The organism is Sphingobacterium sp. NPDC055431 (genome assembly GCF_053644255.1).
The window spans coordinates 48047-72499 of sequence record NZ_JBSHLH010000020.1; the positions used below are offsets into that span (position 1 = coordinate 48047).

A 24453-nucleotide genomic window follows, 5' to 3' on the forward strand; every position below is an offset into this window, starting at 1 on the left:
TTATTTTTTCTCGGTCAAACTAACTTCTAAACTACCGTCTTCAGAAACCAGGTCGATTTGATAGCTTTCCTGTCCTATTAATTTCATTGGCACAGTCTCCGTGTCAAAATCCGTACTATTCATTTCCATAGAAGTTTTAGCAGTAGTACTTTTTTCCCTTCCTTTAGCTATCAACAAGCTTCCTTCACCTGCATCCATTACCTTAAACCAACTAAAACCCGAACTTTTTGGAGCGCCTGTACCCGGGTTCTTTTCCGTAAACCTGCCAAAATACAAATCTCCGCCATGCATAGGTTCGGATAACTTGGAAACTCGCTCTTGCTGGTATGGATTCGGCTTCACCGTATCATATACTAAATAAGCAAAAAATCCAATAAAAGCTAGAATAAAGATATAACCAAAAATCGTTGGCTTCAGTCGGAAGGGGGCCTGACGTATATGTGGTTCACATTCCTTTACATAGCTTTTCATCCCATCGGACCATTTCCGCTTTGGGATAAACTTATCGGTTACACGATCATAATAACTAGGAGCAGCATTCTTGGAATAACCAGTATAGAATGCGGTAGAAAAATATGATCTATAAAACACCAAAATCATTTGATTTCCCGGATTCACAGGATTTTGCAAATGATCCGCTGAAAAACTCGCCTCTTCAATTTTCTTAAAATAAATAAACATATATGTTGCGTCTAGTTCTTATTGATTTTTTGTTCTGATTACCTCTGATTCCCAGCCACTATAGATTCCATTGAAGGATTTAGCTTTCTCCCATATCGGAAGACATAATTCGTCAATCTGTTCATAGCTTACATAGTCTTGCCTGGATATCCCTAATTTCCATAATTCATCCCGTTTCTCTTTCAAAAAGAGAACAAAGCGTTCGCTTTCCGCAAATTGGAGAAACTCATCCATATCCTTTTCTTCCCTGAAATCTAGGTAATGATGGACATTCCTGGACTCTTTAAGGTCATCCCCTGCTTCGGTCAACTGCCTCAGCACAATTCTGTTCTTGATCATTTCCATCTGGAATGGCAATGGATACGCCAAATTGAAATAATCACTCCAATTGGGATCATGTCTATGGTCAATTTGATAGGTTAATTTTTCACCAAAATCCTTGTCTAATTGTGAAAGAAAGGCTTTGCTATTTTCTACCTTATGACAATAATACATCTGTAATCGTTCTGAATTCATGGTCAAGGTTGAGACATGCAACATATTCTCTCCATACCGTACGATCAAATCCGAAATCTTATCTTCAACTTCATTGATTAGCTTATAACTTTCTATGGTAGGCAAGCCTTCCTCATTGGCATAGTCAAATGGGATAATCAGATAAAAAACTTCCGACAAGGAATTTATAGGGGCAATTTCAGCTACATTGATATCTACGATGACAGAGGTAACCTGGTTATTGATCCTAGAAAAATAAACCTGCCAATTTTCATCATGACTAGGTACCTGAATCTTTTTCCTGAATAATGATTTGAACATGCTTTCCTTTAGATAAATCAATCCATGGTGAATTACCCAAAAGTAAGCTCCTGTTTTTACTTGTCCGAGTGAAGGGTTGTCGAATTTATATAAATGAAACAGATAGAAACAGCTGAAAAACGCTATTTATTGGGTTCTTCTTTCAGATAGTCCAAAAATTGGGATGGAGTAACTCCAGTACTTTTTTTAAACGCTTTACTGAATATACTATGGGATGAGAATCCACTGACCTCTGCCAAATATGAAATCTTGTACTGCTCAAATTTTGGTTCGTTCTTGATTCTTTCAATTATATATCGGATCCTCAGACCGTTGATATAATCATTGAAATTCATTTCTTTATAGGTATTGATTATTTTAGAAAGGGTGATGGTATTTGTTTCTAGATAACTCGCTAAAAACGCCAAACTCATTTTGCTGTCAACAAATAGTTCTCCTTCCTCAAAATCCTCTAGCTTGTCCAATATTCTGCTAGTTTTTTCATCCATCTCCTTGGTCTGGGAGCTAGCATTTGGCTCTTGATCAACGGTTTCCTTTTTTCGGTTGGCAACCTCATCCTTATTCTTTTTATCTTTATTTAGCTGTTCCAGGTAATCAGAAATCTTTTGTTTGTTCTTCTTGTTTTCCTTCATTTGGTAAACCAAGATAATGGCCAAACCTGCAATCAGAACAGCTAATCCAAAAAGGATATACCTCAACATAAAATTGGTGCTGTCTTTTGCAGATATATCTTTCTGCAATTTGCCAACCTCCAGATTATTGATAAATGTATTGATGAAATTGGACCTTTTATTATCATTTAGCGCTTGATCTTGCTCCATAAACAGGCCTGAATACATCAGCGATTTCTCTGTATCCCCCAGCTGTTTGCTCGCCAAATAGGCATATCTATAGGATTCCATTTCATATTTGATGTAATCAGCGACAAGCATGTGGTTTTGGATGGCATCTTCCAAGTAATTAAGAGAAGTTTGATAATCTTCCAATTGATAATAGATCATGCCCAGAAAGACTTTCGCCATGTAGGCATATTCCTTGAAATCCTTTCGTTCATTGATATCTATCACTTCTTTAAAAAATGGAATGGCCTGATCAAATTCCTTTTTAAAGAAATGGTATTTACCTTTTACCAAGATCTCATGGACAAAGGTAGTGGTGGTATCTCCCTTAAAGTTTTCAGAATAGATATCTTCTACCAACTTCAGGTTCTTTTCAGCATTACTGAAATCTTCTTTCAGGATATAGCCACATGCTAAGTTCACGGAAAGAGTGGCGATTGCATTTAAATGAAAGCTTTTTTCCTCTTCGGGCAAACGGTCACTTTTCAACTTTTGGAGTTCCCCTATCAGTTTTTCCAATTCATGGTTATATACATCAAAGTTCCCACTCAGATAGTAGAAGTAATTGTACTCCGCATTGGCCAGTACACGTTCGATGCCAGGAGGATAATCATCTATGAATTTTTGGGCCTGCAAAAATGCTTCTTTACTTTTTGCATAATCAGACTTCTTATAATACACCTCGGCAATCCCCATTTTTGCAACAAATTGATTCACCGGATCTTTTGTTGCAACAGAAATGGAATCAAGCTTATTTAGATATTTTAAGGTACCATCCAAGTCACCATTCCCGGCCATAAGATAAAAAAACCAAGTGTAGACTTCCTTCTGTTGATCGGTAGTCAACTTCTTTTTCTCTAAATATTCTAAATAAACCGTGGAACGGGTTAGGTAAGCTTTATCCAATAATTCATCATGAGAATAATTAACCAAACTATCTGTTTTGTCCTGACCTTTTGTAACAAAACCATGAAACATTAAGCTTATAAAAACAATCCAATAAAATATTGAAATTTTCTTTCTCATGCACTGAACCTCAGTTAAATAATCATAGATATAGATGCCTTGAATTAATTTATTTACGAAGAACAATGGTAACTATTCGGGCATTTACGTAAATATAATTTTTTTTACCAATTATGACGTAGCATACCATCAAATAGATGCTATTTTTAAAATTTTAATTAGATGTTTGGACATTTAATTAAAATTCCATTTTTACACTGATCAGGAACATTGCTTTATGCTCATTACTTTCTTCATGACTGCCGGTAATTGCAATAGATCAAAGTCATGGTCAAAAAGAAGGTATCTTTTCTCCCATTTATTGGAATATTTATCCTTAAAGTCCTTTTGATTCTTGTATTTACGGTATCGTGGAAAAGTATTCGAAACGAAATGCATGATATGCTCTGCAGCAGTATCTGGCTCTTCAATCCCTACCAAAGGCACCATTCCCAAATTAATATATCGATAATCCTGTGACTTGGCATATTCAATAAGCTTAACGATCAATCCGTCCATACAGGCACTTGGAGCATCCATTTTTTTCCGAAACAGGTCATAAGTGCATTCATCCATTGCATAATCTGGAACGATGTTTAAAAAGGAAACTACATTTCCATCTTTATCATGAATACAGATCATATCTAATGAACGTAAGGTCTCATTGTCAAACTGCCCTTGCGAAAAGATCACCTCGCTCCGATTATTTCCTAATAACCATTCATCTGATACCGATCTTAATTCAGTGATAAACTTCTCGCTGTGTGGCGCATGATGGATCAATGCATGGTAGCCATTCTTCTCCAAAAAGTTCAATCCGTTTCGAAGGGACTTCCTTGATTTCCCATTTAAATTAAATTGAGATACATCTATGATCCCTTCAATTCCAATAAGCAATTTCTTCTTTCGCAGATACTGGAAATTGAACAAATTATCTTCTGAAACCCTAAAGTAAATGCTCTTTAGCCCCTGCTTACGGCAGTACTGATCAAATTCCTGGATGATATTTACCTTATCTGTCCAATGACAGACTGGCTCGTCCAATACTACAGCATATTTATTGGCAACCCGATAGGAAACAAAACCCAAAGCCAAATCCGAAAAATAAAGCTCCTTTTCCTTGGAGATCTTAAAATAATCCAAGGATGAATTACCAAACTTATCCAAAAGCATTTTAGCCATCGCTTTCTCATCCTGCCCATGGTCCTTTGCTATATACTTCTTCGATTGGAGGATCGTATAGAAAAACAAGATCCAACATGCAAAACCCAGAACATGGATGATATGGAGAAACTCCCGGCCAAAATTTGTCTTTGGTTCCAAGCCAGCATCGGAAAACAATAAAAAACCATTCAAGGCATATAAAAAAGATTCCTTCCAGCTAAAGTCTATCCCAAAATGCCTTTTATCAATAATATAAAAGCTAATGGTTTCAAAAAACAGAACCGCCAGAAATGAAACCAGAAAGGATAATATCCCGATCCGGACCCAATAGATATTGGCCTGAATGCGGTATTCTTTTCGATTATAGATCAAAAAGAGCAATGTAATTGCCGCAACAATGGACTCCTCATAGTCAATGCCCTTCATCAAGTGACCAAACAACGATAAAATACAGAATATACTAGCAAACCAATACGCCGTCCTATAACCCTTTAACAAATAGGTGGAACTCACCAATAGGCCAATTCCAATAATTAAAACGAGAAGTTTAGAAATTGACAAGGTCTCTGCAGGAAAGTAAAACTTTTCTAAATGTAACCTATCAGCAATTGGAGGTAATAAGACCGATATGATATTGAGAATCCCCAACAAGAAAATCATCACTGAAGGACCAATTCGGGTTATCAATTGTGCCCCTTTCATGGAAAAGGAAATAAATCCAAACAAGAGCGGCAACCAAAACTCAAAAACCCTATACAGCAGGGTAATTCCGAGACCTGCTTCTTGGCTATATCCAAATTTCTTAAAAATTAAAAACATGGAAAGCTCAACAGCTCCTAATCCTCGCAAAAATGGCGATACAATCATCAATAAAGTTGAAATGATATAGCCTAAAATCGCCGCTTCAAAAGAAAGTGGCAAGCCTAAGGCTTTCATGGCTATCAAAATATGGAAGATCCCACAAAATTCGACCAGAACAGAAAAGAACAAGGATAAAAACAGGTACCTTTTGTCCACTTCACTTGAAAACAGATTTGAAATCTGAATAACGGTATTCGGAAACCTTCTTTCTAAAAGTTGATAAAGCCTCGTTCTATACCTAATGCAATAAAAAACATAAAATGAAACAGCTAAAATTAAAGCCAATATGAGGAAGGGGACCAGCAAATTGCCGACCTGATCACTCTTCCATAGGCTATATAACAAAATTGGAATAGCAAGTAAAAAGACCGAAAACAAGGCAAGATATCCATAAAGGATGCTGGTCTGGTGGATTTGGGTCTTATTGAGGTTCATCCTTCTCAATTGAGTGGTATTATAAGCCAAAGAAGAGATTCCTCCGGCTGGCAAAAAAACACTCAAAAGATTCCTTTTCAAGAAAAGTTCCAAGGCAACTTTGATACTGATCTTGAGGCTCATCGCTCTAAAACTGGCCACATACATATAGCCTTCCATCAGAATAAAAAATAAAGTCAGTAAAACACCAGCTATTACCCAATAGATATTACAATTTTGTAAAAGCGGCATGATCTGTTCTATTTCCTTCCGCTGATCCCGAAAGAAAACGAAGGCCAATAAAATAATGAGAATTCCCAAAAGCTCCTTCCAGTATCGTAGGGGACTTATATTCTTAAGGTTTACAACTATTCTTTTTGGCATACTATAAAAAAACAATGCGATAATTTCTATAAATCTAATCAGCTCATGTTTACAATTAGTTAAAATTTTATAATCTAATTATAAACTATTCTTTTCTTTAAAATTCTTTAAAGGACTTTCCCTAAAATGTGTATGCTTTCCGTCTCATTTTAGTATATTTACTCTGATGATACATGTTGCTTGTGCCTTAATAGAAAAAGATCAACAGATATTGATCTGTCAGCGATCCGCAAAAATGAAATTGCCTCTAAAATGGGAGTTTCCAGGAGGAAAATTGGAAGAAGGTGAAACCCTGGAAGAATGCCTGGTTAGGGAAGTTTTAGAAGAGATCAATCTGAACATACAGATCCATGAACCCCTCACAAGAGTAGAATACCATTATCCCGACTTCTCTTTAACCCTTTACCCTTTTATTTGTTCCATTAAAAGTGGCAAACTGAAAGCCAATGAACATGAACAGGTAATCTGGGTTGATAGAACTGAATTGTTCCGTTTCGATTGGGCAAATGCCGACCTCCCTATTATTGAAGAATATATCAGGACACGAAGGGAAGAGGTGTAATCTCCTAAGGCAAATACCCAGAAAAAAATTAACAAATCAATAAAGATTGCATTGGCGTACTGCTCCTGCACCTTCGGTTTCCCCTTCCTGTCGTCCTGACGAAGGAAGGATCTCGGAATATTACAGACCTTTTCGATTAAGATATTGGGGATTGCATCGGCGTACAGTTCCTGCACCTTCCGTTTCCCCCCTTCCTGTCGTCCTGACGAAGGAAAGATCTCGGAACCATACAAATAAGATTGAATTAGCGTACTGCTCCTGCACTTTTTGCCTTACTGTCATGTTGAGGCACGAAACATCTCGGACCATTACAAACATTATCTAATAATAAATCAATAAAGATTGCATTGGCTGGCGGAAAGTTCCTGGACCTTCGGTGCAGCATGACATGCCTTAGTAGTAGAGAACCGTACAGATTCTTCACTGATCGTTCAGAATCAAAATTCGCTAAAGAGGGATTCAGAGTGAAACGAAGAATCTATTTTTTGTTTTTTAGGATCGCTGTCATCGTGAGCACAGCGAACGAACCGTTTTCTTTCTTTAACAAGAACTACTGAAAAACATTTCACCCACACTGTGGGTTGGCCATTACACACATCCAATTTCTACAAAGATTCCACCCCCTCTGGGGATTCACAAAACAAACAACCATTCTTCCGAAGGAAGCCCATTAGCTACTGGCTCATTTCAATTGGCGGAAAAATGGAAAGAATGCCGTTGCCTGGAGCGTTGGGATCGGCTTCCTCGACATCAAGACATTCTTTTCATGTGTTGTGGCTGCTGCGAAAAGCCATCATAAATTGGCCGAAGCGTATTTTAGAAAATTTGCAGCAATGAGAAATGGTGGTATTCACCCATTTGGGTAAATAATTATTGGAATATATGCGGCGGGCGAATGCTATTCGCCCCTACAGCATTGGGGACTTTCCAGTGTCAAGTTAATCAAAATCATGGTCCATCCGTTGGGTGAGCGGAGCCGATCCCTATCCTGGTTCATATCCAGTTCTTGGTCCATCCTCTTATCCGTTTCATCCTGGTTCTTTTCCAGTTCTTGGTCCATCCTCTTATCCATTTCATCCTGGTTCATTCCCAGTTCTTGGTCCATCCTCTTATCCCTTCCATCCTGGTTCAAACCAACGTTATAATTTCTTTTTCATAGATCATTACTTATTTATATTCTCTACAATTTGCCAACGGATATTTAATAAAACCGCCTATTCTCTCAAAAAAATGGCCCCGCAAAATCAATCAAAAAACAAAAAAGCCAGCAAAAACACTTTGCTGGCCGACTATTATTTACTATTCATCAACTATAGCAATTGCCTCAAGGCTAATTCATAAGCTCTTGAGGAAATGTTTATTTTAGTTTCAGGGTTATAGCTATGGATCTGCTCCAATGCTTTTCGGATAACATCTGAAACATCCTGAAACAGGGAGTCATCGCTGATCTCAATATTAGGCTGCATCAGGTAGGCAAAGACCCTTGCCATGCCACAATTGGCAACAAAGTCTGGGATCACTGCAACATGTTGATCGGCATATTCCATTACAGGGCCATAAAAAATCTCACGATCTGCAAAAGGAACATTGGCGCCAGAAGCAATTACCTCCAGGCCGTTATCGATCATCTGCTGGATCTGTTCCTTAGAAACCAATCTTGAAGCTGCCGCAGGGATAAAGATTTCAGCAGGAATACCCCAGATTTTGGAATTGACCTCCTCAAATGGAATCATATCTTCGGCAAAAAGTGAATTTCCGTTTCGGGATAATAACAAAGATTGAATTTCCTCTTCGGAAAAGCCCTCTTCTTTGATCAAACCTCCTACCCGATCGATGATACCAACAACTTTCACTCCTTTTTTGCTCAGATAAAATGCAGCAGAAGCTGCTACGTTGCCCCAACCTTGGATGATGGCCCTTTTTCCAGAAACATGACCCTCAAATAAATCATAATAATGGCTAACCGATTCTGCTACGCCGAAACCCGTAATCATATCAGCAACCTTAAATTTCCTTTTCAGGTCAGGGCTATAGTGTGAGTCTTCCAATACCTTGGAAACTCCATATCTCAATTGCCCAATCTGATGGATACGTCCATTCTCCCGAATATCAAAATGACCATTCAGGACACCCTCTTGAGGATGCCATAAGCCAAATTGCTCCGTCAATGGAATGACATCATGGATTTCATCCACGTTCAGATCACCGCCAGTGCCATAATAATTCTTCAACAGAGGAGTTACCACTTTAAACCAGCGTTCCAATACACCATGTTTTCTTGGGTCTGCAGGATCAAAATTAATCCCTGATTTTGCCCCTCCAATTGCAGGTCCAGAAACCGTGAACTTCACTTCCATTGTCTTTGCCAAGGATTCAACTTCATTCCTGTCCAATCCCGAACGCATCCTTGTACCACCTCCGGCTGCTCCACCTCTCAAGGAATTGATCACAACCCAGCCTTCTGCTTCAGTTTCAGTATCTTTCCATTCAAAAACAATCTCAGGCTGTTTCTGCTCAAACTCCTGCAATAATTCTTTCATAATCAATAGGTTCATTAAATTGAAATCTTATAGGTTACCTCTTTTTTCTTGTTCTCTTTCAATCGCCTCAAACAGCGCCTTAAAATTTCCAGCCCCAAAGCTTTGGGCCCCTTTACGCTGAATGATTTCAAAGAACAAGGTCGGGCGATCCTCCACCGGCTTGGTAAAGATCTGCAACAAATAGCCCTCTTCATCACGGTCAACCAATATCCCTAAATCTTGGATAGCCTTGATCTCCTCATCAATTTCGCCTACCCTTTCTGAAAGCATATCATAATAGGCCTCCGGTGGAGCTCCTAAAAACTCAACACCTCGTTCCTTTAATGCTTTTACCGTTTTCATTATATCATGCGTTGCCAAGGCAGCATGCTGAACACCTTCGCCCTCATAAAACTCTAAGTATTCTTCGATCTGGGATTTCTTCTTCCCTTCTGCAGGTTCATTGATCGGAAATTTCACATAACCATTTCCATTGCTCATGACTTTACTCATCAATGCAGAATATTCTGTATTGATCTGTTTGTCATCAAAAGAAAGGATGTTTACAAATCCCATAACATCCTGGTACCATTCCACGGTTTCATTCATACGGTCCCAGCCCACATTTCCAACACAATGGTCTACATATAATAAGCCAGTTTCTTCAGGATTATAATCGCTCTCCCACTTGACATACCCCGGCATAAATGGTCCTGAATAGTTCTTCCGTTCAACAAACATGTGTACCGTTTCCCCATAGGTATAGATTCCAGCTGTCCGTACTTCTCCGAATTCATCTTCCTTGACCTCCAATTCCTGATAAACCTTCGCACCACGTTTTTTCGTTTCTTGCAGTGATTTTTCAGCATCATCAACCCATAATGCCAATATCTTCACACCGTCCCCATGCTTTTTAACATGTTCAGAAATAGGGCTATCGGATTTCAAGGCGGTAGTCAGGATAATGCGGATCTTGTTCTGCTTCAATACATAAGATGCTCTATCCCTAACTCCAGTTTCGGGACCTGCGTAGGCCTCCGATTGAAATCCGAATGCCGTTTTATAGAAATGGGCCGCTTGCTTGGCATTACCCACATAAAATTCAATATAATCCGTTCCATTGATAGGCAAAAAATCCTGAGCCTTTGCTATCTTCTCTGCGAATGTTTGTGTCATAATATTTTTATTGATTGGTTAGTTTATCCATGATTTATAATAGTCCTGATCTTCAATTTCCAAGGCTTCCTCTGTTAACATCAAAGGCCTAAAAGGATCGATCATTACAGCGAGTTCTTCTGTTTTGGTCTGACCAATACTTTTTTCCACTGTTCCAGGATGTGGTCCATGCGGAATTCCACCAGGGTGTAAGGTAATCTGTCCGCGTTCTACAGATTTTCTGCTCATGAAATCTCCATCTACATAATAGAGGACCTCATCGGAATCTACATTGCTATGGTTATATGGCGCAGGAATGGAATCAGGATGATAATCGTACATCCTAGGGCAGAAACTGCATAAAACAAAGGAATTTGTTTCGAAGGTCTGATGGACTGGAGGGGGTTGATGCAACATCCCGGTAATCGGCATGAAATCATGAATGGAAAAGGCCCATGGATAATGGTAGCCATCCCAACCTACAAAATCAAAAGGATGTGTCCCGTAGATATAAGGATAAATCAATCCTTGTTTCTTGATCTTGATTTCGAAATCTCCCTTTTCATCAAATGTTTTCAGGTTCTGTGGCCTGCGGATATCTCTTTCACAAAATGGGGAATGCTCCATCAATTGCCCAAATTCATTTCTATATCGTTTTGGAGTTCGAATAGGTTCAAAGGATTCAACGATAAACAGTCGATTTTTATCAGTATCAAAATCAATCTGGTAGATTACCCCTCTAGGAATCACTAAATAATCACCGTAAGCAAATGGAATCTCGCCGTAGCCCGTTTTCAAGGTTCCAGAACCTTCATGGATAAAGATTACCTCGTCTGCTTGGGAGTTCTTGTAAAAATAACTGTCCATAGATTTCTGTGGAGCAGCTAAAGAAATATGTAGATCGGAGTTGACCAGAACTGGGGTCCTACTCTCTAAAAAATCGGCCTTAGGTTTGACCTGAAATCCTCTCAAGCTGGTATGTTTCAAATGCTTGTCCCGGGCAATTTTAGGGTTCACATCATAAGGCTCCCTAATCTCCTTGACAATGGTCGGTGGATAGCAATGATACACCAAGGAATAAACACTTGAAAACCCATGGGTGGATACTAGTTCCTCAGAAAACAATTCTCCATTGTCTTTTCTGAAAACTGTATGTCTTTTTGGGGGAATCTTACCCAACTGATGATAAAGTGGCATAATAATAAGTTTAAAAAATGATTATAATATGATTGAATTACATAGCCTCTGGCTAGATATCACTTTGAAAAAGAATTAAATTTGGTATTAGTACTGCGCGAAAACAACATCAGCTATCAATGCCTTGATATAGGGCATTAAACCTTTTGGGAGGTTTTTTGGCTTTATGTTGCTTATGTTCATATTGGTATGTATTATTTCAAATATACCCTTTATAATTTTATATTTACATAAAGATTGGGAAAATAAATATGGTATTATGAAATTTAATTTTCCGTCACAGAAAAATTATAACCTTTATAAATAAATAAGCAGAGTATTCAAAAAATCATTATGAAAATTGTAACATACTTGGAAAATGGCAAAGAACAGCTTGGTTTTGTTATTGAAAACCTCGTTTTTCCTAGCCATATGATATCTAACAAACTTCCCAATTCCTGCTTAGCATTGCTTCAGCTCGGGCAAGAAGGACTTGATTTAGCAAAAAAGGAGCTACAAGAATTCAAAAAGATAAAAGATTTTCAAAATGAGGGCGTAAGTTTTTCTGAAATTACCATGAATGCCCCCCTTCCCAATCCAACTTCCTTTCGTGATGCCTATGCATTTAGACAACATGTAGAAACTTCCCGTCTGAACCGTGGATTGGAAATGATACCCGAATTCGACCAATTTCCCGTGTTCTACTTTTCCAATCACCAAGCCATTCAAGGTCCTGGACCTGTATATTGCATGCCCCGCCATTTTGAAAAAATGGACTTTGAATTGGAGGTGGCCATTGTCATCCTTAAAAAGGGTAGAAATATCAAAGCATCCGATGCTGATCAATATATAGCTGGTTTCACCATCTTAAATGACCTCAGTGCCAGAAATTTGCAGATGCAGGAAATGAAGCTCAATCTGGGACCAGCAAAAGGAAAAGATTTCGCCAGTACCTTTGGTCCTTATCTGGTTACCCTCGATGAACTGGAGCAATATAGAACAGCACCTTTGCCAGGGCATACAGGAAATGCCTATGACCTTAAAATGAAATGTTGGATCAATGACCGGCTGGTTTCTGAAGGTAGCCTTGCCAGCATGAACTGGACCTTTGCTGAAATTATCGAACGGGCATCTTATGGCGTGACCCTCTTTCCTGGTGATATTATAGGTTCTGGAACGGTTGGAACGGGGTGCCTATTAGAAATTAACGGTACTGGAAAGCGTAAGGACCAAGCTTATCAAGAAATCTGGATCCAACCAAATGATAGAATCAGTATGGAGGTAACAGGTTTGGGGAAACTTGAAAACATCATCTACCAAGAAGACCTTTCTGAATAATCAATAATTAATACGATATATATGCAGTTCAACGAAACAAAGACATTCAACCAAGAAACCCACGGATCAGTTTTCGATAGCTTAATAAAATACGCAGTGGCGCCAAGGCCGATTTGCTTTGCCTCAACCATAGATAAAGCAGGAAATGTAAATCTAAGCCCATTCAGCTATTTCAATTTCATGTCCCAGAACCCGCCCATTTGTGTGTTTTCACCGCTTACCCGGGTCCGTGACGGAAAAGATAAACACACCTTGGAAAATATCCGTGAAGTTCCTGAAGTCGTTATCAATATCGTAAATTATGATATGGTACAACAGCAGTCCTTAGCCAGTACGGAGTACGCAAAAGAAATCAATGAGTTTGACAAATCTGGATTTACCGCTTTACCCTCAGGATTGGTCAAACCACCTAGGGTAGCTGAATCACCAGTCCAATTGGAGTGTAAGGTCAGAGAGATTATCACCATCCAAGAAGGTGGAGGAACAGGAAATTTAGTTATTGCTGAAGTGGTCAATATGCATATAAAAAGTTACCTATTGGACGAAAATGATCAAATGGACCAAGCAGCCCTAGATCTTGTGGCACGATTGGGTGGGGACTGGTACTGCCGAGTGACGAAAGAAAACCTTTTTGAGGTTCCAAAACCGCTACGGAAATTAGGGATCGGAGTAGATCAATTACCAGAACATATCCGAAATTCCTCTATATTGACAGGAAACCAATTAGGTCTCCTCGCTAATATAGAAGAGATCCCATCATTTGAAAATGACATCTTGGAGGATGAACAGATCCATACCTTAAAAAGTATGTGGGAGCAGGACCACACCCAATTGAATAATGAGCTGCAGCGATATGCTGCCAGATTATTGGATGAAGAGCAAATAGAAAAAGCTTGGCAAGTCCTACTGGTACATTAATTCCAAATTAATTGGTTGGGTCTGTGCAAGCCTTATTCCATCAGATATTAACTTTTCAAGGTCAGGGTTTTTCCTGGCCTTTTCCTTTAAAATAAACCTTAAACTATCTTCTAATTCAATCTGCCCTTCGTGGATCGCTAATTCATAGAGCTCGACCATGGCTAACCAATCGTTAGGGAATCCTTCCAACAGCTCTTGAACCAATACTGATAAGGCCCTTTCTTTTCCCTGCCCTTCTCTTAATTCCCTGATTTGCCCGTAAATTGCATGGAGATCTTTTTGTTCATCGGTCCAATTTTGCTTTTCAGTTTTAATTTCTGAAATATTGATATCAGGATCAAATGCAAATTTATCAGCAGCCCCTGCATACACAGATTTAACCGAGCTTCCTACAGCCATGTCATAGATACCCCATTCAGGCTGGAATAAAACTTGACCAGTAGGTTCATGGACGACCGTACATTCCTCAAAACTAACGAGCAGCAGCAAGCCATCTTCATTGAACACAAAGGATCTTACTTTCCCAGATACCAATATTCCAGATTTAAAATATAATGATCCTGGCATGCCTTCAATCAATCCTAGGCCCTCTAAATCTTCTGCTCTACATTGTTCCAATGGCAATCGCTTTCCTATCAATAATCCAATCGGTGAACTAAATCCATCTTTATGGTAATGCTTTCCATGACCTTTCAATTCCAGATTTTTATAAGCCAATGCGGTTGGCCCTGTAGTTTTAATTGCAATCAGTTCCTCCCCTAAAAACATGGATGTAAATACTCCTGAAACCTGTAAACCAGAACTCAGCTCTACCGTGCAGGTATTACTGCTGTCAATGGCTTTTTCCATCGCTTCCTGCCCCCCCACACGAAAAGCCATAGTTTTTGAAAATTCATCCAGTACCTCGTAAGCATGTTTAAAATCAGGCGTTACAAATAATTGAGGTTGCGGCTTGGTAATATCATATGAAAACTGGAGGGTATCGATATCATAAGGCAGTTTTTTGACGTCCGGTTGCATACAACTTGCACTTTCACCAATGGAAGAAAGCAAACCTGCGCCATATATTTTATGATCTTTTACCGTTCCGATCAATCCATATTCCACCGTCCACCAATGCAACCTGCTCAGTAAAGCCATTTCTGAAGGCTCACCCATATTACTTAAAATGGCGTCAAAACGATCCGTTGCTGCTTGTACTTCTTCTTCAGTGGCATCTTCTCTTTCTTTGACAATGGATAAGGCCCTGATAGCCTCATACAGCTCAAAATCTTTACCTGAACTCATGGCTTTGGATCCAACCTCACCGAAATGCTGTAAATAGGCGGCATATTCAGGTTCACCTATGATAGGTGCATGACCGGAAGACTCATGAATAATATCTGGAGCTGGTGTATAGGTAATATGTTCAATCTGTCTAATGTCTGCTGCAATGACCAACACACAATGTGCTTGGAATTCCATGAATGCTGCTGGCGGTATAAATCCATCAACCGTTACTGCCCCCCAGCCTATTTTCTTTAGGCTATCATTCATGGATTGCAAGTTAGGGATACGTTCGATCGTCAATCCAGCCTTGGTCAACCCGGGTATATAAGGGTAATACGCAATGTCCTTCAGGTAGGCATAGTTCTGCCGCATCACATATCGCCAAATCGCCTGATCTAAGGCAGAGTATCGATCATAATTTTGCTCGACTACATATCTTTGAAGATGTTTGGGCAATCGCTCTAAGACGGGATTATCGTAGCTATTCATTCTAAATTAGTTTAAACGAAAATAAAAAAATTTAACTAAATAAACAATAGACCAAACCTTCCTCTTCTAGAATGTCCCTTAAATCTGATGTTTATTTTTCTGTTTATATTGGTTCCTTTGGATGAGCAATTTACAACAATTTTCAGAAACTATTTTTGCAATCTGGCCATTATGAACTGAACTACACTACCGAAAACCAAATTTATTAAGTCTAAACGCAACAATTTCATACTTTTGCAAAACTTCTTAACCATCATTTCTGTTATCTTGGTTAAGCTTCCTGTCGATAAACTTGAAAGACAGGCTTTTATATGTTATGGTGGAAAATCTTAGACTTTTTGATCTTGCCTTAAGGCAGGTAAACCTTTTTCCGGACCTCAATATGTTCGCGCATAAAAAAGAGGGGGAATGGAAAACCTTGACTTCTGTAGAATTCTTGGAACAGGTGAACGCGATCTCCAAAGGATTGCTTGAACTTGGTGTTAAACCTAACGACAAAGTTGGATTGATTGCAGATAGTAGCATTGAATGGCATATTGTCGATTTCGCTATCCAACAGATCGGAGCTGTTGTCGTTGCCATCTATCCAAATATCAGTGATTCCGATTATCAGTTCATTTTCAATGATGCTGAAATTAAGCTCTGCATCGTTAGCAATAAAAGCTTATTCCATAGATTGACCCAACTAAATGACTCTATCTATACCCTAAAGTATATTTTCTGCATTGAAAAAAATGAAAATGTACGCAATTGGGATGAATTGAGGACCGTTGGTGCCCATATTCCCGATTCTAAAATTGAAGAACTTAGAGCAAATATCAAACATACCGACTTAGCTACGCTAATCTATACTTCAGGCACCACCGGAAAGCCAAAAGGGGTCATGTTGACCCATCATAACATTATTTCCAATGTGGAAGCAGCAAGAGAGATTACACCTTGTAAGGCCTACGACCGGGCATTGACTTTCCTTCCACCTTGCCATGCCTATGAAAGAATGGTCATCTATACCTATCTGTACATTGGGATCACGGTACATATCGCCGAATCCTTGGACAAAATCGGTCAGAATATCAATGAAGTAAAACCTCATATCATGACTGCCGTTCCGAGGATCTTGGAGAAGGTCTACGAAAAGATCATGAAAACAGGTATGGAACTGACCGGTATGAAGCGCAAGATCTTTGACTGGGCTGTTGAAGTGGCTGAACAATTCGACCCAAATCCAGAAAAAAGGAGTTTCGGCTACAACATCAAGCTAAAGTTGGCAAAAAAACTGGTCCTAGATAAGTGGTACCAAGCATTAGGTGGTGAGCTAAAAACGGTTGCTTCGGGAAGTGCATCGCTACAGGCCAAACTTGCCCGAGTATTCCTCGCTGCGGGAATCCCGCTCTACGAAGGATACGGCATGACTGAAGCTTCCCCCTTGATCTCTGTAAACCATTATCTCAAAGGAATCCGTATCGGAACGGTGGGATTAGCTGTAAAATATGTGGAAATTAAATTGGCGGATGATGGAGAGATCTTGGTCAAAGGTCCCAATGTGATGCAAGGCTATTATAAGAACAGGGAAGAAACGGATAAAACCATTATCGATGGTTGGTTGCATACAGGTGATATTGGCGTTTGGGAAGATGAGGTTTTCTTGAAAATCATCGACCGTAAAAAGGAGATGTTCAAGATTTCTGGAGGTAAGTATGTGGTGCCACAACCTATCGAGAAGAAATTATTGGAATCCAATTACATCGAACAGGCAATGGTGATCGGTGATGGTCAGAAGTTTGCTTCTGCCTTTATTGTGCCTAACTATGCCCACCTACAAGATTGGTCGCGAAATGAAGCTCCTGAATTAAAAGGAATGCCCAAAGACCAGTTCCTGACTGAAACAAAAGTAGTCCGTAAAATCAATAAAGAAGTTCAAATGGCCAACCAACATTTTGGGAACTGGGAACAGATCAAAAAACCGATCATCCTCTCGGATGAGTTCACCATTGAAAACGGAGAACTGACCCCTACCCTTAAAATGAAACGTAAGGTCATTTTGGAAAAATACAAAAAGGAATTTGAGGAGTTGTACCATTTGGCAGATTAATAAAATGGTTACTATTTCTTAACATACATCAATCAAGATTTACATGGATAGGATTAATTTTACCAAAGATTACAAACTATCCATTTAAATTTTTGTTGATTCGGTATGAAAGATAAATTTATCAACCTCCCATTAATTAAGAACGAAGAAAAAAGCAGATTTGAATTAGATGTCGATGGCCATATAGCTTTCATTGACTACAAAGAAACAAGCAGTACCGTTGCCCTGATCCATACCGAAGCTCCTTCTGAATTGGCAGGAAGCGGAGCCGCAGCTGCCATTGTAGAAAAAACATTGCAGCACATCAAGGATGCTGGAAAAACAGTCTCTCCCTATTGTCCGTATGTGTTTGCATTCATCAAAAAACATCCCGAATGGAAAGAATTGGTATCACCAAGGTTTCCAAAGTTCAATGAATTGTAATTTATTGTTATTCTGAAAGGTTTGAACCAGGATGTTCGGTATTGGCGGATGGACCAAGATCATTGGCGGAATGCCTACCGAATAAATAAAAATCAAGTTTTGTAGGGTCGTATCGCATACGCCAGCCCCATATAGGCAAAAAAACAATTAATTTTCCATTTTCCGCTGTCATCCTGAGAAGAAAAATTTGGGCTAAATTTATTGGAAGGTGATGACAGCTTGTTGGCAATGAAAATCAATTAGCTCTTTTATTTTTTAAATATAGAACCCCTTTTGGGGTTCCATTATTTTAGCTGGCATGGTACGTTAGCCTGAAAGTCGCGCAAAAACGATGTTCGATTAATCGAACATCAGTTTTTCGCAACTCCTATATTGTTCAATACTATTGCTAAAATAATTCATCCCCGCTGGGGATGTATGACGGCTAGATATATCTTCTGCTAAATAAACATGGGTTTGGATTGCCATAAACGTGGATCTAACAAACTTGTCATTGGTAGGAACGAATCATTTCGGATAAATGCGAACTTTTAAAATCAAAGACAACCATCATGGTATTGGCGTACAGTTCCTTGACCTTCGGTCAAGGATGACAGGGTCGGTGGGAGGAAAACCGTACAGATTCTTCACTATTCGTGAAGAATCGCAAAGCGCTCAAGAGGGATTCAGAGTAAAACGAAGAATCTATTTTTGTTTTTTGGTAAAATTTGGACATTCCGAAATCGTAAGATGAGTAAACTATTTTCTATATTTAGGAAGAGCTTTTGAAAACCATACCAGCCCCGTGTGGTTTACACTCCCCACCCCTTGCCTTCCTGTTTTATGCGTGTTTGCGGTTTTTTAATTCCATGAGGTTTTATCGATTTCAAAGCGACCTCATTCGAGGCATATTTTCAAAATTCGCAAAGCATCCCGAATATGTCTCGAATGAGACCAAAAGAATTGCCAATCAGGGACAAAATTTGTCAAAGCCTCCTATGTTCCAAATTATATGTCAAAAAACGAGTAGGAAAACAGCGTTTAATTAGCGTAAAACAAAAAAGAAAGGGAAGCAATCTGGCAATTGCTCCCCTAACTATTAACCAATTATAAACTTAAATTATGAGATAGCAAATATAGTTATTAAAAAGATTATTCCTAATAATATTTGCGTTTTTATGCGGTTTTATTTTAGCGGTCGACTTCACCAAGCACAATATCGATGGAACCTAAAATGGCTATCAGATCAGCGATGAGCACTCCCTTACCAAGCTCTGGCAATACCGAAAGGTTATTGAAGCTGGGTCCTCTAGCCTTCACTCGCTTAGGGATGTCGGTTTTCTCTTGCGTGACAAAATAGAAGCCTAGTTCCCCCTTAGGGTTTTCGGCACGGACATAATATTCCTGCGCTTTCAGGTTTACTTTCTTTGGTACCATGCCACGAGGGTCAAAGTCAGGTGTTCTCTTGAAATCACTCATCAATCTTGGCAAACATTGTTCAATAATCTTGACAGACTCTTTGACCTCATCTACCCTGACCTTATAGCGATCCCAACAGTCTCCGACTGCACCCATTTCGCCTTTACCTACAGGGATCTCAAAATCCAACTCCGGATAAACGGAATACCCATCCACCCTTCTCAGGTCCCATTTGATACCTGAGCCGCGCAACATAGGTCCTGAACAGCCATAATTGATGGCTACATCAGCTGGCAGAACGCCAATATTGGCCGTCCGCTGTATAAAAATCTGGTTATTGGACAATAGGTCGTCCAATTCGACCAATTTCGGTTTAAAGTAATTGATAAATTCCAGGCAACGTTCTTCAAAGTTGACCGGGATATCATAGAACAAACCTCCAACCCAGATATAATTATAGAGCATCCTGGAACCGGAAGCCCATTCTAACATATTCATGATATGTTCCCGATCGCGGAAACACCACATAAAAGGTGTAAAAGCTCCAATATCGATCCCATAGGTCCCTATGGCAATCAAATGGGATGCAATACGGTTCAGTTCGGTGACCAAGACACGGATATATTCAATTCTTTTGGGAATTTTATCTTGAATTCCAAGCATACGCTCAACCCCCATCACAAAGGCATGTGCATTGTTCATGGAAGCTAAGTAGTCCAAACGATCGGTGAAGGGAATAGTCTTTCCGTAATTCATGGACTCTGCATGTTTATCAAAGCAACGGTGCAGGTAGCCCATATGCGGAATGATTTCCTTAACGATTTCACCGTCAGTGATCAACTCCAACCTCAAAACACCATGGGTAGATGGATGTTGAGGGCCCAAGTTGATTACCATCTCCTGAGATGAAACCGTATTAATTTTATCCTGATAGTTTTTATTAGCTTGTAGGTATCTTTCGTTCATAACTATTTGATCGGGATATTATGATAAGTTTCAGGATCTTGATAATCTTTACGTAGTGGATACCCCACCCAGTCTTCAGGCATGAGGATGCGTCTCAAATCAGGATGACCTGTAAAGAAAATACCCATCAGGTCATAGGCCTCGCGTTCATGCCAATCCGCTGTTCGCCAAACTTCAGACACAGAAGGAATCTCTGGCAATTCATTCAGGTCTCTTCCGGCATCTAGTTTTACTTTAAGCGTAAGTTGCTTTTGAAAGGGAATGGAAGTTAGGTTATAGACCAGCTCAAAGTATTCTTGCGGAAAATAATCTACTGCCGAGATATTTGCCAGGAAATCAAAATAGCAGTTTTCATTATCCCGGAGGAAAAGACAAACCTCTTTAAGATGTTCAGGTGCAATAAAAAGAGCAGGCTGTAGCCCATGCTCCTGCACATCCTGTACCGCATCGATATGTACGTATTCCTCTAGGTATTTTTTTATTTCTTGGATCATTATTAAGGCGCTAAACGGTTGATCGTCCAATTGCCATCATCCTTTATATAGACAATGCGGTCATGGAGTCTGCTTCCCCTTCCCTGCCAGAACTCAACCCGAACAGGTTTTAACAGGAAACCACCCCAAAATTCCGGTCTTGGGACTTCTGTAATATTTTCCATTTCCTTTTCCACTTCCGCTACTCTTTTTTCCAAAGTTTCCCGATCAGGGATAATGGCACTCTGAGGAGAAGCAATGGCACCGATTTGGCTACCTCTAGGTCTAATGGAGAAGTATTCGTCAGAATCTGCTTTAGGTAATTTTTCGACCTCTGCTTCAAAGCGCACCTGTCTTTGCAATTCAGGCCAGAAAAACAATGCCGAAACATGTGGGTTCTGGATGATCTCTTGTCCTTTCCTACTGTTGTAGTTGGTAAAAAAACTCAGGCCTTCCGTTTTAATGTCCTTTAACAGTACAACTCTGGAAGAGGGATAGCCATTTTCGGAGACCGTAGAAACGACCATGGCAGTCGGTTCAGTGACCTGCGAGGACATGGCTTCATCAAACCATTTTTGGAATTGTTCGATAGGGTTTTTCTGTACGTCCGATTCGCTCAAACTGCTTTTCACATAGTCTTCCCGAATGGCGGCAATTTCTTTATGTTCAATGGACATGGCAAAGGATATTTCCTACAAACTTAACATAATATCCATTTTTTATAGAAAATGAAATGAAAAATTATTGCTATTTTACAGTGGATTAATAATGATATTCTATAAATTTGGTATAAACACATCTATTCTGTTATGTTCAACGAATATATCCCAAAACGCGGCAGTCTAATTTTATCTGAGCCCTTCATGCTGGATCAGAATTTTGAGCGCTCAGTGATCTTGTTGTGCGAGCATGATGAAAACGATGGAACCGTCGGATTGATCCTCAACCATCGCTCCATGCTTATGCTATCGGATGTCCTTGAAGAGGTAGACAATTCTGAAATACCTTTATACTTCGGTGGTCCAGTGGAAGGAAATGCGCTTTTCTTTGTCCACAAGGCCCATGAGAAAATCGAAGGCGGCACCCATATCGTAGATGACCTCTATTGGGGTGGTGACTTTGAACGTTTAAAATATCTGATCAACGAAAATTTGATCAGCAGTGAAGAAGTCAAGATTTTCCTAGGATATTCAGGATGGAGTCCGGGTCAACTTGATGGAGAGATCAAACAGAACTCTTGGGCAGTACATAATTCATTTAATATAGACCTGGCCTTTATTACCGATGGCGAAAATCTTTGGAAAGAAGCCTTGATCAGTATGGGTCCGAAATATGCACATGTTGCAAATTTCCCGAAAAGACCTGAATTCAATTGATAAACAACAAATAAACATAAATCAACCAACATGAAGAAACACTTCTCTAACGCATTGTTTTTGGCAGCAACTACAGCGTTCGTGGCTTGTTCAGGAGCGAATTCTAACGGTACAGAACCGCAGGATTCAACCGCAGTAGTACAGGACACGACGAAATACCCGCCTGTTGAAACAAAACCAGGAAATACAGATTACAAACCGGCATTTGAGGGTCAAACCCGAATTGCAGGCGTAAAGACTACTTCACCTTATGAAGCTGCGGTGGTTGTTGAAGGTCTAAAAACTCCATGGGGAATTGCAGAGCTCCCAGATGGAAGACTATTGATTACTGAGAAAGAAGGTACCATGCGTATCGTCGACCCGAATGCAAAAACCATCGGTGAAGCGATTACAGGTATTCCAAAAGTAGATTCGCAAGGTCAAGGCGGCTTATTGGGCATCACCCTAGATCCTGACTTTGCCAACAACAGAATGGTTTACTGGACTTTTTCAGAACCTGTTTCAGGGGGCAACCATACTGCCGTAGCCAAAGGTAAATTATCACAGGATGAAAAAAGCATTGAAGGCGCTAAAGTGATCTACCAAGCCTTGCCAACCTACAACGGTAAGCTGCACTATGGTGGCCGTATCTTATTTGATAAAGAAGGTAATCTATTTGTGTCTACAGGAGAGCGTTCAGACCTTGAAACTCGTCCGCAAGCACAGCAATTAAATTCTGCCCTAGGTAAGATCTTAAGAATCACAACCGATGGTAAACCAGCGGCTGGAAATCCTTTTGCCGGCAAAGGTGATGCAAAACCAGAAATCTACAGTTATGGACATAGAAACGTTCAAGGTTTGGCATTCAACCCTGTTACCGGAGAACTTTGGGACTCAGAATTTGGACCTCGAGGAGGTGATGAAATCAACTTGGTCAAACCAGGAAACAACTATGGCTGGCCTACGATTACCTATGGTATCGAATATAAAGGAGATCAAATCGGTAACCCTCCTATCCAACAAAAGGAAGGTATGGAGCAACCAGTTTATTATTGGGACCCCGTATTGTCACCTAGTGGAATGACCTTCTACACAGGTTCGAATGTTCCTGAATGGCAAAACAACCTATTCATCGGAGGCTTGAGCAGTACGCATATCGCTAGATTGGTCATCAAGGACAACAAAGTTGTTGGCGAAGAAAGATTATTAGCGGATAAAGGTGAACGTTTCAGAGATGTTATCCAAGGTAAAAATGGAGCATTGTACAGCGTTACTGATGGCGGTAAATTATTTAAGATCGACAAAAAGTAAAATTAGAGAATGCCTTGAAAAAGGTGTTTTTGGATAATAAAGAGGGGCGCTTGAAGGGTGCTCCTTTTTTTATTTTTGAACCAGGATGCCCATCGGCTTCGCTCTGGGTACGGGATGGGAGGATGGACCAAGATCATGGAATGAACCAGGATGCAATGATGAGAGGATTAAACAAGAATATATCCGGATTGAAAAATTTGGACTAAATTTAAAGGAAGGTGATGACAATCTTTTTCCACGTAAACATTTAGGCCATTGAAATTTGAGTTATAGAACCCCTTCGGGGTTCCATTATTTTAGCAAACATGGCACGTTAGTCTAAATGTAGCGAAAAACTGATGTTCAATTAATCGAACATCAGTTTTTCGCTACTCCTATATTGTACAATATCGTTCATGCTAAAATAATTTATCCCCGCTGGGGATGTATGGCGGCTAGAAATATTCTTCGGATAAATAAATATGGAACTGAAGGCTAGAAACACAGTTCTAACAAACTTGTCATTCGTATATAGGAAGGGTCTCCGAATAACTCAGAATTAGTCAAGGAAAGCTAAGAATGGAATTGTCGTGCAGTTCCTTAACCTTCGGATGACAGGATCTGTGAGAGGGAAACCGCACAGATTCTTCACCAAGCGTTCAGAATCAGCGAAGGATCTGTTCGGAAAGTATGCTGTAAACCTATGATCAGCCAAATAAGATATTAACTCAGGATTTTATCAAAACCGTATCCAATTAAAATTATTAACATTCATTTTGTAAAATTTTACAATAAAACATATTACTTTCAAATAAAATTAACATATTAGACTCATTATAAGCATTTTTTAATTTGAATATTAATTT

General features: G+C 39.5%; 19 protein-coding genes. 7 read left to right on the forward strand and 12 right to left on the reverse strand.

Translation table 11 applies throughout. From position 1 onward, the window contains the following. The 4 genes from ACWIB3_RS15690 to ACWIB3_RS15705 all read right to left on the reverse strand — a co-directional run bounded on the left by ACWIB3_RS15690 (position 1) and on the right by ACWIB3_RS15705 (position 6164). On the reverse strand, positions 1–681 hold the full coding sequence (locus tag ACWIB3_RS15690) for a hypothetical protein (protein WP_185218383.1): 681 nt from the start codon (positions 679–681) through the stop codon (positions 1–3). A gap of 18 nt (positions 682–699) precedes the next feature. After that, complete coding sequence (locus ACWIB3_RS15695) at positions 700–1497, reverse strand: DUF695 domain-containing protein (protein WP_185218384.1); 798 nt, start codon at positions 1495–1497, stop codon at positions 700–702. 122 nt (positions 1498–1619) lie between these two features. Next, positions 1620–3314, reverse strand: coding sequence for a helix-turn-helix domain-containing protein (locus tag ACWIB3_RS15700; RefSeq protein WP_454292082.1), 1695 nt, complete (start codon positions 3312–3314; stop codon positions 1620–1622). A gap of 249 nt (positions 3315–3563) precedes the next feature. After that, positions 3564–6164, reverse strand: a complete 2601-nt coding sequence (locus ACWIB3_RS15705) for a phosphatidylglycerol lysyltransferase domain-containing protein (protein WP_454292083.1) — start codon at positions 6162–6164, stop codon at positions 3564–3566. Between the two features lie 166 nt (positions 6165–6330). Here ACWIB3_RS15705 and ACWIB3_RS15710 point away from each other — a divergent pair, with 166 nt between their 5' ends. Continuing rightward, complete coding sequence (locus tag ACWIB3_RS15710) at positions 6331–6726, forward strand: (deoxy)nucleoside triphosphate pyrophosphohydrolase (RefSeq protein WP_454292084.1); 396 nt, start codon at positions 6331–6333, stop codon at positions 6724–6726. Positions 6727–7624: 898 nt separating this feature from the next. Here ACWIB3_RS15710 and ACWIB3_RS15715 read toward each other — a convergent pair. The 4 genes from ACWIB3_RS15715 to ACWIB3_RS15730 all read right to left on the reverse strand — a co-directional run bounded on the left by ACWIB3_RS15715 (position 7625) and on the right by ACWIB3_RS15730 (position 11597). Further along, positions 7625–7858, reverse strand: coding sequence for a hypothetical protein (locus tag ACWIB3_RS15715; RefSeq protein ID WP_454292085.1), 234 nt, complete (start codon positions 7856–7858; stop codon positions 7625–7627). Positions 7859–8036: 178 nt separating this feature from the next. Then, complete coding sequence (locus ACWIB3_RS15720) at positions 8037–9266, reverse strand: Glu/Leu/Phe/Val dehydrogenase dimerization domain-containing protein (RefSeq protein WP_185213700.1); 1230 nt, start codon at positions 9264–9266, stop codon at positions 8037–8039. A 27-nt stretch (positions 9267–9293) separates the two neighbouring features. Beyond that, the gene (gene hppD, locus ACWIB3_RS15725) at positions 9294–10421 is read right to left on the reverse strand and encodes a 4-hydroxyphenylpyruvate dioxygenase (protein ID WP_214648506.1); all 1128 of its coding nucleotides are present in this window, start codon (positions 10419–10421) and stop codon (positions 9294–9296) included. Between the two features lie 18 nt (positions 10422–10439). Beyond that, on the reverse strand, positions 10440–11597 hold the full coding sequence (locus ACWIB3_RS15730; protein WP_454292086.1) for a homogentisate 1,2-dioxygenase: 1158 nt from the start codon (positions 11595–11597) through the stop codon (positions 10440–10442). 333 nt (positions 11598–11930) lie between these two features. On the opposite strand from ACWIB3_RS15730, the gene ACWIB3_RS15735 reads away from it, so the two are divergent. Further along, positions 11931–12914, forward strand: a complete 984-nt coding sequence (locus tag ACWIB3_RS15735; protein ID WP_454292087.1) for a fumarylacetoacetate hydrolase family protein — start codon at positions 11931–11933, stop codon at positions 12912–12914. 21 nt (positions 12915–12935) lie between these two features. Then, positions 12936–13832, forward strand: a complete 897-nt coding sequence (locus tag ACWIB3_RS15740; RefSeq protein ID WP_454292088.1) for a flavin reductase family protein — start codon at positions 12936–12938, stop codon at positions 13830–13832. Here the strand turns inward: ACWIB3_RS15740 and ACWIB3_RS15745 are convergent. Beyond that, entirely contained in the window at positions 13818–15590 is a 1773-nt protein-coding gene (locus ACWIB3_RS15745; RefSeq protein ID WP_454292089.1) for an aromatic amino acid hydroxylase, read from the reverse strand. The genes ACWIB3_RS15740 and ACWIB3_RS15745 overlap by 15 nt on opposite strands. 316 nt (positions 15591–15906) lie before the next feature. Here ACWIB3_RS15745 and ACWIB3_RS15750 point away from each other — a divergent pair, with 316 nt between their 5' ends. Together ACWIB3_RS15750 and ACWIB3_RS15755 are read left to right on the forward strand one after the other, a co-directional pair. Beyond that, positions 15907–17682 (forward strand): AMP-dependent synthetase/ligase, encoded by a 1776-nt coding sequence (locus tag ACWIB3_RS15750; RefSeq protein ID WP_454292090.1) that lies wholly within the window; start codon positions 15907–15909, stop codon positions 17680–17682. A gap of 105 nt (positions 17683–17787) precedes the next feature. Then, positions 17788–18105, forward strand: a complete 318-nt coding sequence (locus tag ACWIB3_RS15755; RefSeq protein WP_185218393.1) for a GNAT family N-acetyltransferase — start codon at positions 17788–17790, stop codon at positions 18103–18105. A gap of 1170 nt (positions 18106–19275) precedes the next feature. Here ACWIB3_RS15755 and ACWIB3_RS15760 read toward each other — a convergent pair. The 3 genes from ACWIB3_RS15760 to pdxH are packed head-to-tail and all read right to left on the reverse strand — an operon-like array spanning position 19276 to position 21619. After that, positions 19276–20469, reverse strand: coding sequence for an NADH-quinone oxidoreductase subunit D (locus tag ACWIB3_RS15760; RefSeq protein ID WP_185213693.1), 1194 nt, complete (start codon positions 20467–20469; stop codon positions 19276–19278). Between the two features lie 2 nt (positions 20470–20471). After that, the gene (locus ACWIB3_RS15765; RefSeq protein ID WP_454292091.1) at positions 20472–20963 is read right to left on the reverse strand and encodes an NADH-quinone oxidoreductase subunit C; all 492 of its coding nucleotides are present in this window, start codon (positions 20961–20963) and stop codon (positions 20472–20474) included. A gap of 2 nt (positions 20964–20965) precedes the next feature. Further along, positions 20966–21619, reverse strand: coding sequence for a pyridoxamine 5'-phosphate oxidase (gene pdxH / locus ACWIB3_RS15770; RefSeq protein WP_185213691.1), 654 nt, complete (start codon positions 21617–21619; stop codon positions 20966–20968). Between the two features lie 186 nt (positions 21620–21805). Between pdxH and ACWIB3_RS15775 the strand changes: the two genes are divergently transcribed. Continuing rightward, a complete protein-coding gene (locus ACWIB3_RS15775) occupies positions 21806–22318 on the forward strand; it encodes a YqgE/AlgH family protein (protein WP_237219560.1) in 513 nt (170 codons plus the stop codon). 30 nt (positions 22319–22348) lie between these two features. Then, on the forward strand, positions 22349–23608 hold the full coding sequence (locus tag ACWIB3_RS15780) for a PQQ-dependent sugar dehydrogenase (RefSeq protein ID WP_185218396.1): 1260 nt from the start codon (positions 22349–22351) through the stop codon (positions 23606–23608). Positions 23609–24453 lie beyond the last annotated feature (845 nt).

Excerpts from the sequence above, each read along its gene's own strand:
- ACWIB3_RS15730 (WP_454292086.1), bottom strand. The coding sequence starts at position 11,597 with ATGCCACTTTATCATCAGTTGGGTAAGATTCCCCCAAAAAGACATACA.
- ACWIB3_RS15710 (WP_454292084.1), top strand. The coding sequence starts at position 6,331 with ATGATACATGTTGCTTGTGCCTTAATAGAAAAAGATCAACAGATATTG.
- ACWIB3_RS15705 (WP_454292083.1), bottom strand. The coding sequence starts at position 6,164 with ATGCCAAAAAGAATAGTTGTAAACCTTAAGAATATAAGTCCCCTACGA.
- ACWIB3_RS15745 (WP_454292089.1), bottom strand. The coding sequence starts at position 15,590 with ATGAATAGCTACGATAATCCCGTCTTAGAGCGATTGCCCAAACATCTT.
- ACWIB3_RS15700 (WP_454292082.1), bottom strand. The coding sequence starts at position 3,314 with ATGTTTCATGGTTTTGTTACAAAAGGTCAGGACAAAACAGATAGTTTG.
- ACWIB3_RS15740 (WP_454292088.1), top strand. The coding sequence starts at position 12,936 with ATGCAGTTCAACGAAACAAAGACATTCAACCAAGAAACCCACGGATCA.
- ACWIB3_RS15690 (WP_185218383.1), bottom strand. The coding sequence starts at position 681 with ATGTTTATTTATTTTAAGAAAATTGAAGAGGCGAGTTTTTCAGCGGAT.
- ACWIB3_RS15775 (WP_237219560.1), top strand. The coding sequence starts at position 21,806 with ATGCTGGATCAGAATTTTGAGCGCTCAGTGATCTTGTTGTGCGAGCAT.
- ACWIB3_RS15750 (WP_454292090.1), top strand. The coding sequence starts at position 15,907 with ATGGTGGAAAATCTTAGACTTTTTGATCTTGCCTTAAGGCAGGTAAAC.
- ACWIB3_RS15765 (WP_454292091.1), bottom strand. The coding sequence starts at position 20,963 with ATGATCCAAGAAATAAAAAAATACCTAGAGGAATACGTACATATCGAT.
- ACWIB3_RS15760 (WP_185213693.1), bottom strand. The coding sequence starts at position 20,469 with ATGAACGAAAGATACCTACAAGCTAATAAAAACTATCAGGATAAAATT.
- ACWIB3_RS15735 (WP_454292087.1), top strand. The coding sequence starts at position 11,931 with ATGAAAATTGTAACATACTTGGAAAATGGCAAAGAACAGCTTGGTTTT.
- ACWIB3_RS15695 (WP_185218384.1), bottom strand. The coding sequence starts at position 1,497 with ATGTTCAAATCATTATTCAGGAAAAAGATTCAGGTACCTAGTCATGAT.
- hppD (WP_214648506.1), bottom strand. The coding sequence starts at position 10,421 with ATGACACAAACATTCGCAGAGAAGATAGCAAAGGCTCAGGATTTTTTG.
- ACWIB3_RS15720 (WP_185213700.1), bottom strand. The coding sequence starts at position 9,266 with ATGAAAGAATTATTGCAGGAGTTTGAGCAGAAACAGCCTGAGATTGTT.
- ACWIB3_RS15780 (WP_185218396.1), top strand. The coding sequence starts at position 22,349 with ATGAAGAAACACTTCTCTAACGCATTGTTTTTGGCAGCAACTACAGCG.
- ACWIB3_RS15755 (WP_185218393.1), top strand. The coding sequence starts at position 17,788 with ATGAAAGATAAATTTATCAACCTCCCATTAATTAAGAACGAAGAAAAA.
- pdxH (WP_185213691.1), bottom strand. The coding sequence starts at position 21,619 with ATGTCCATTGAACATAAAGAAATTGCCGCCATTCGGGAAGACTATGTG.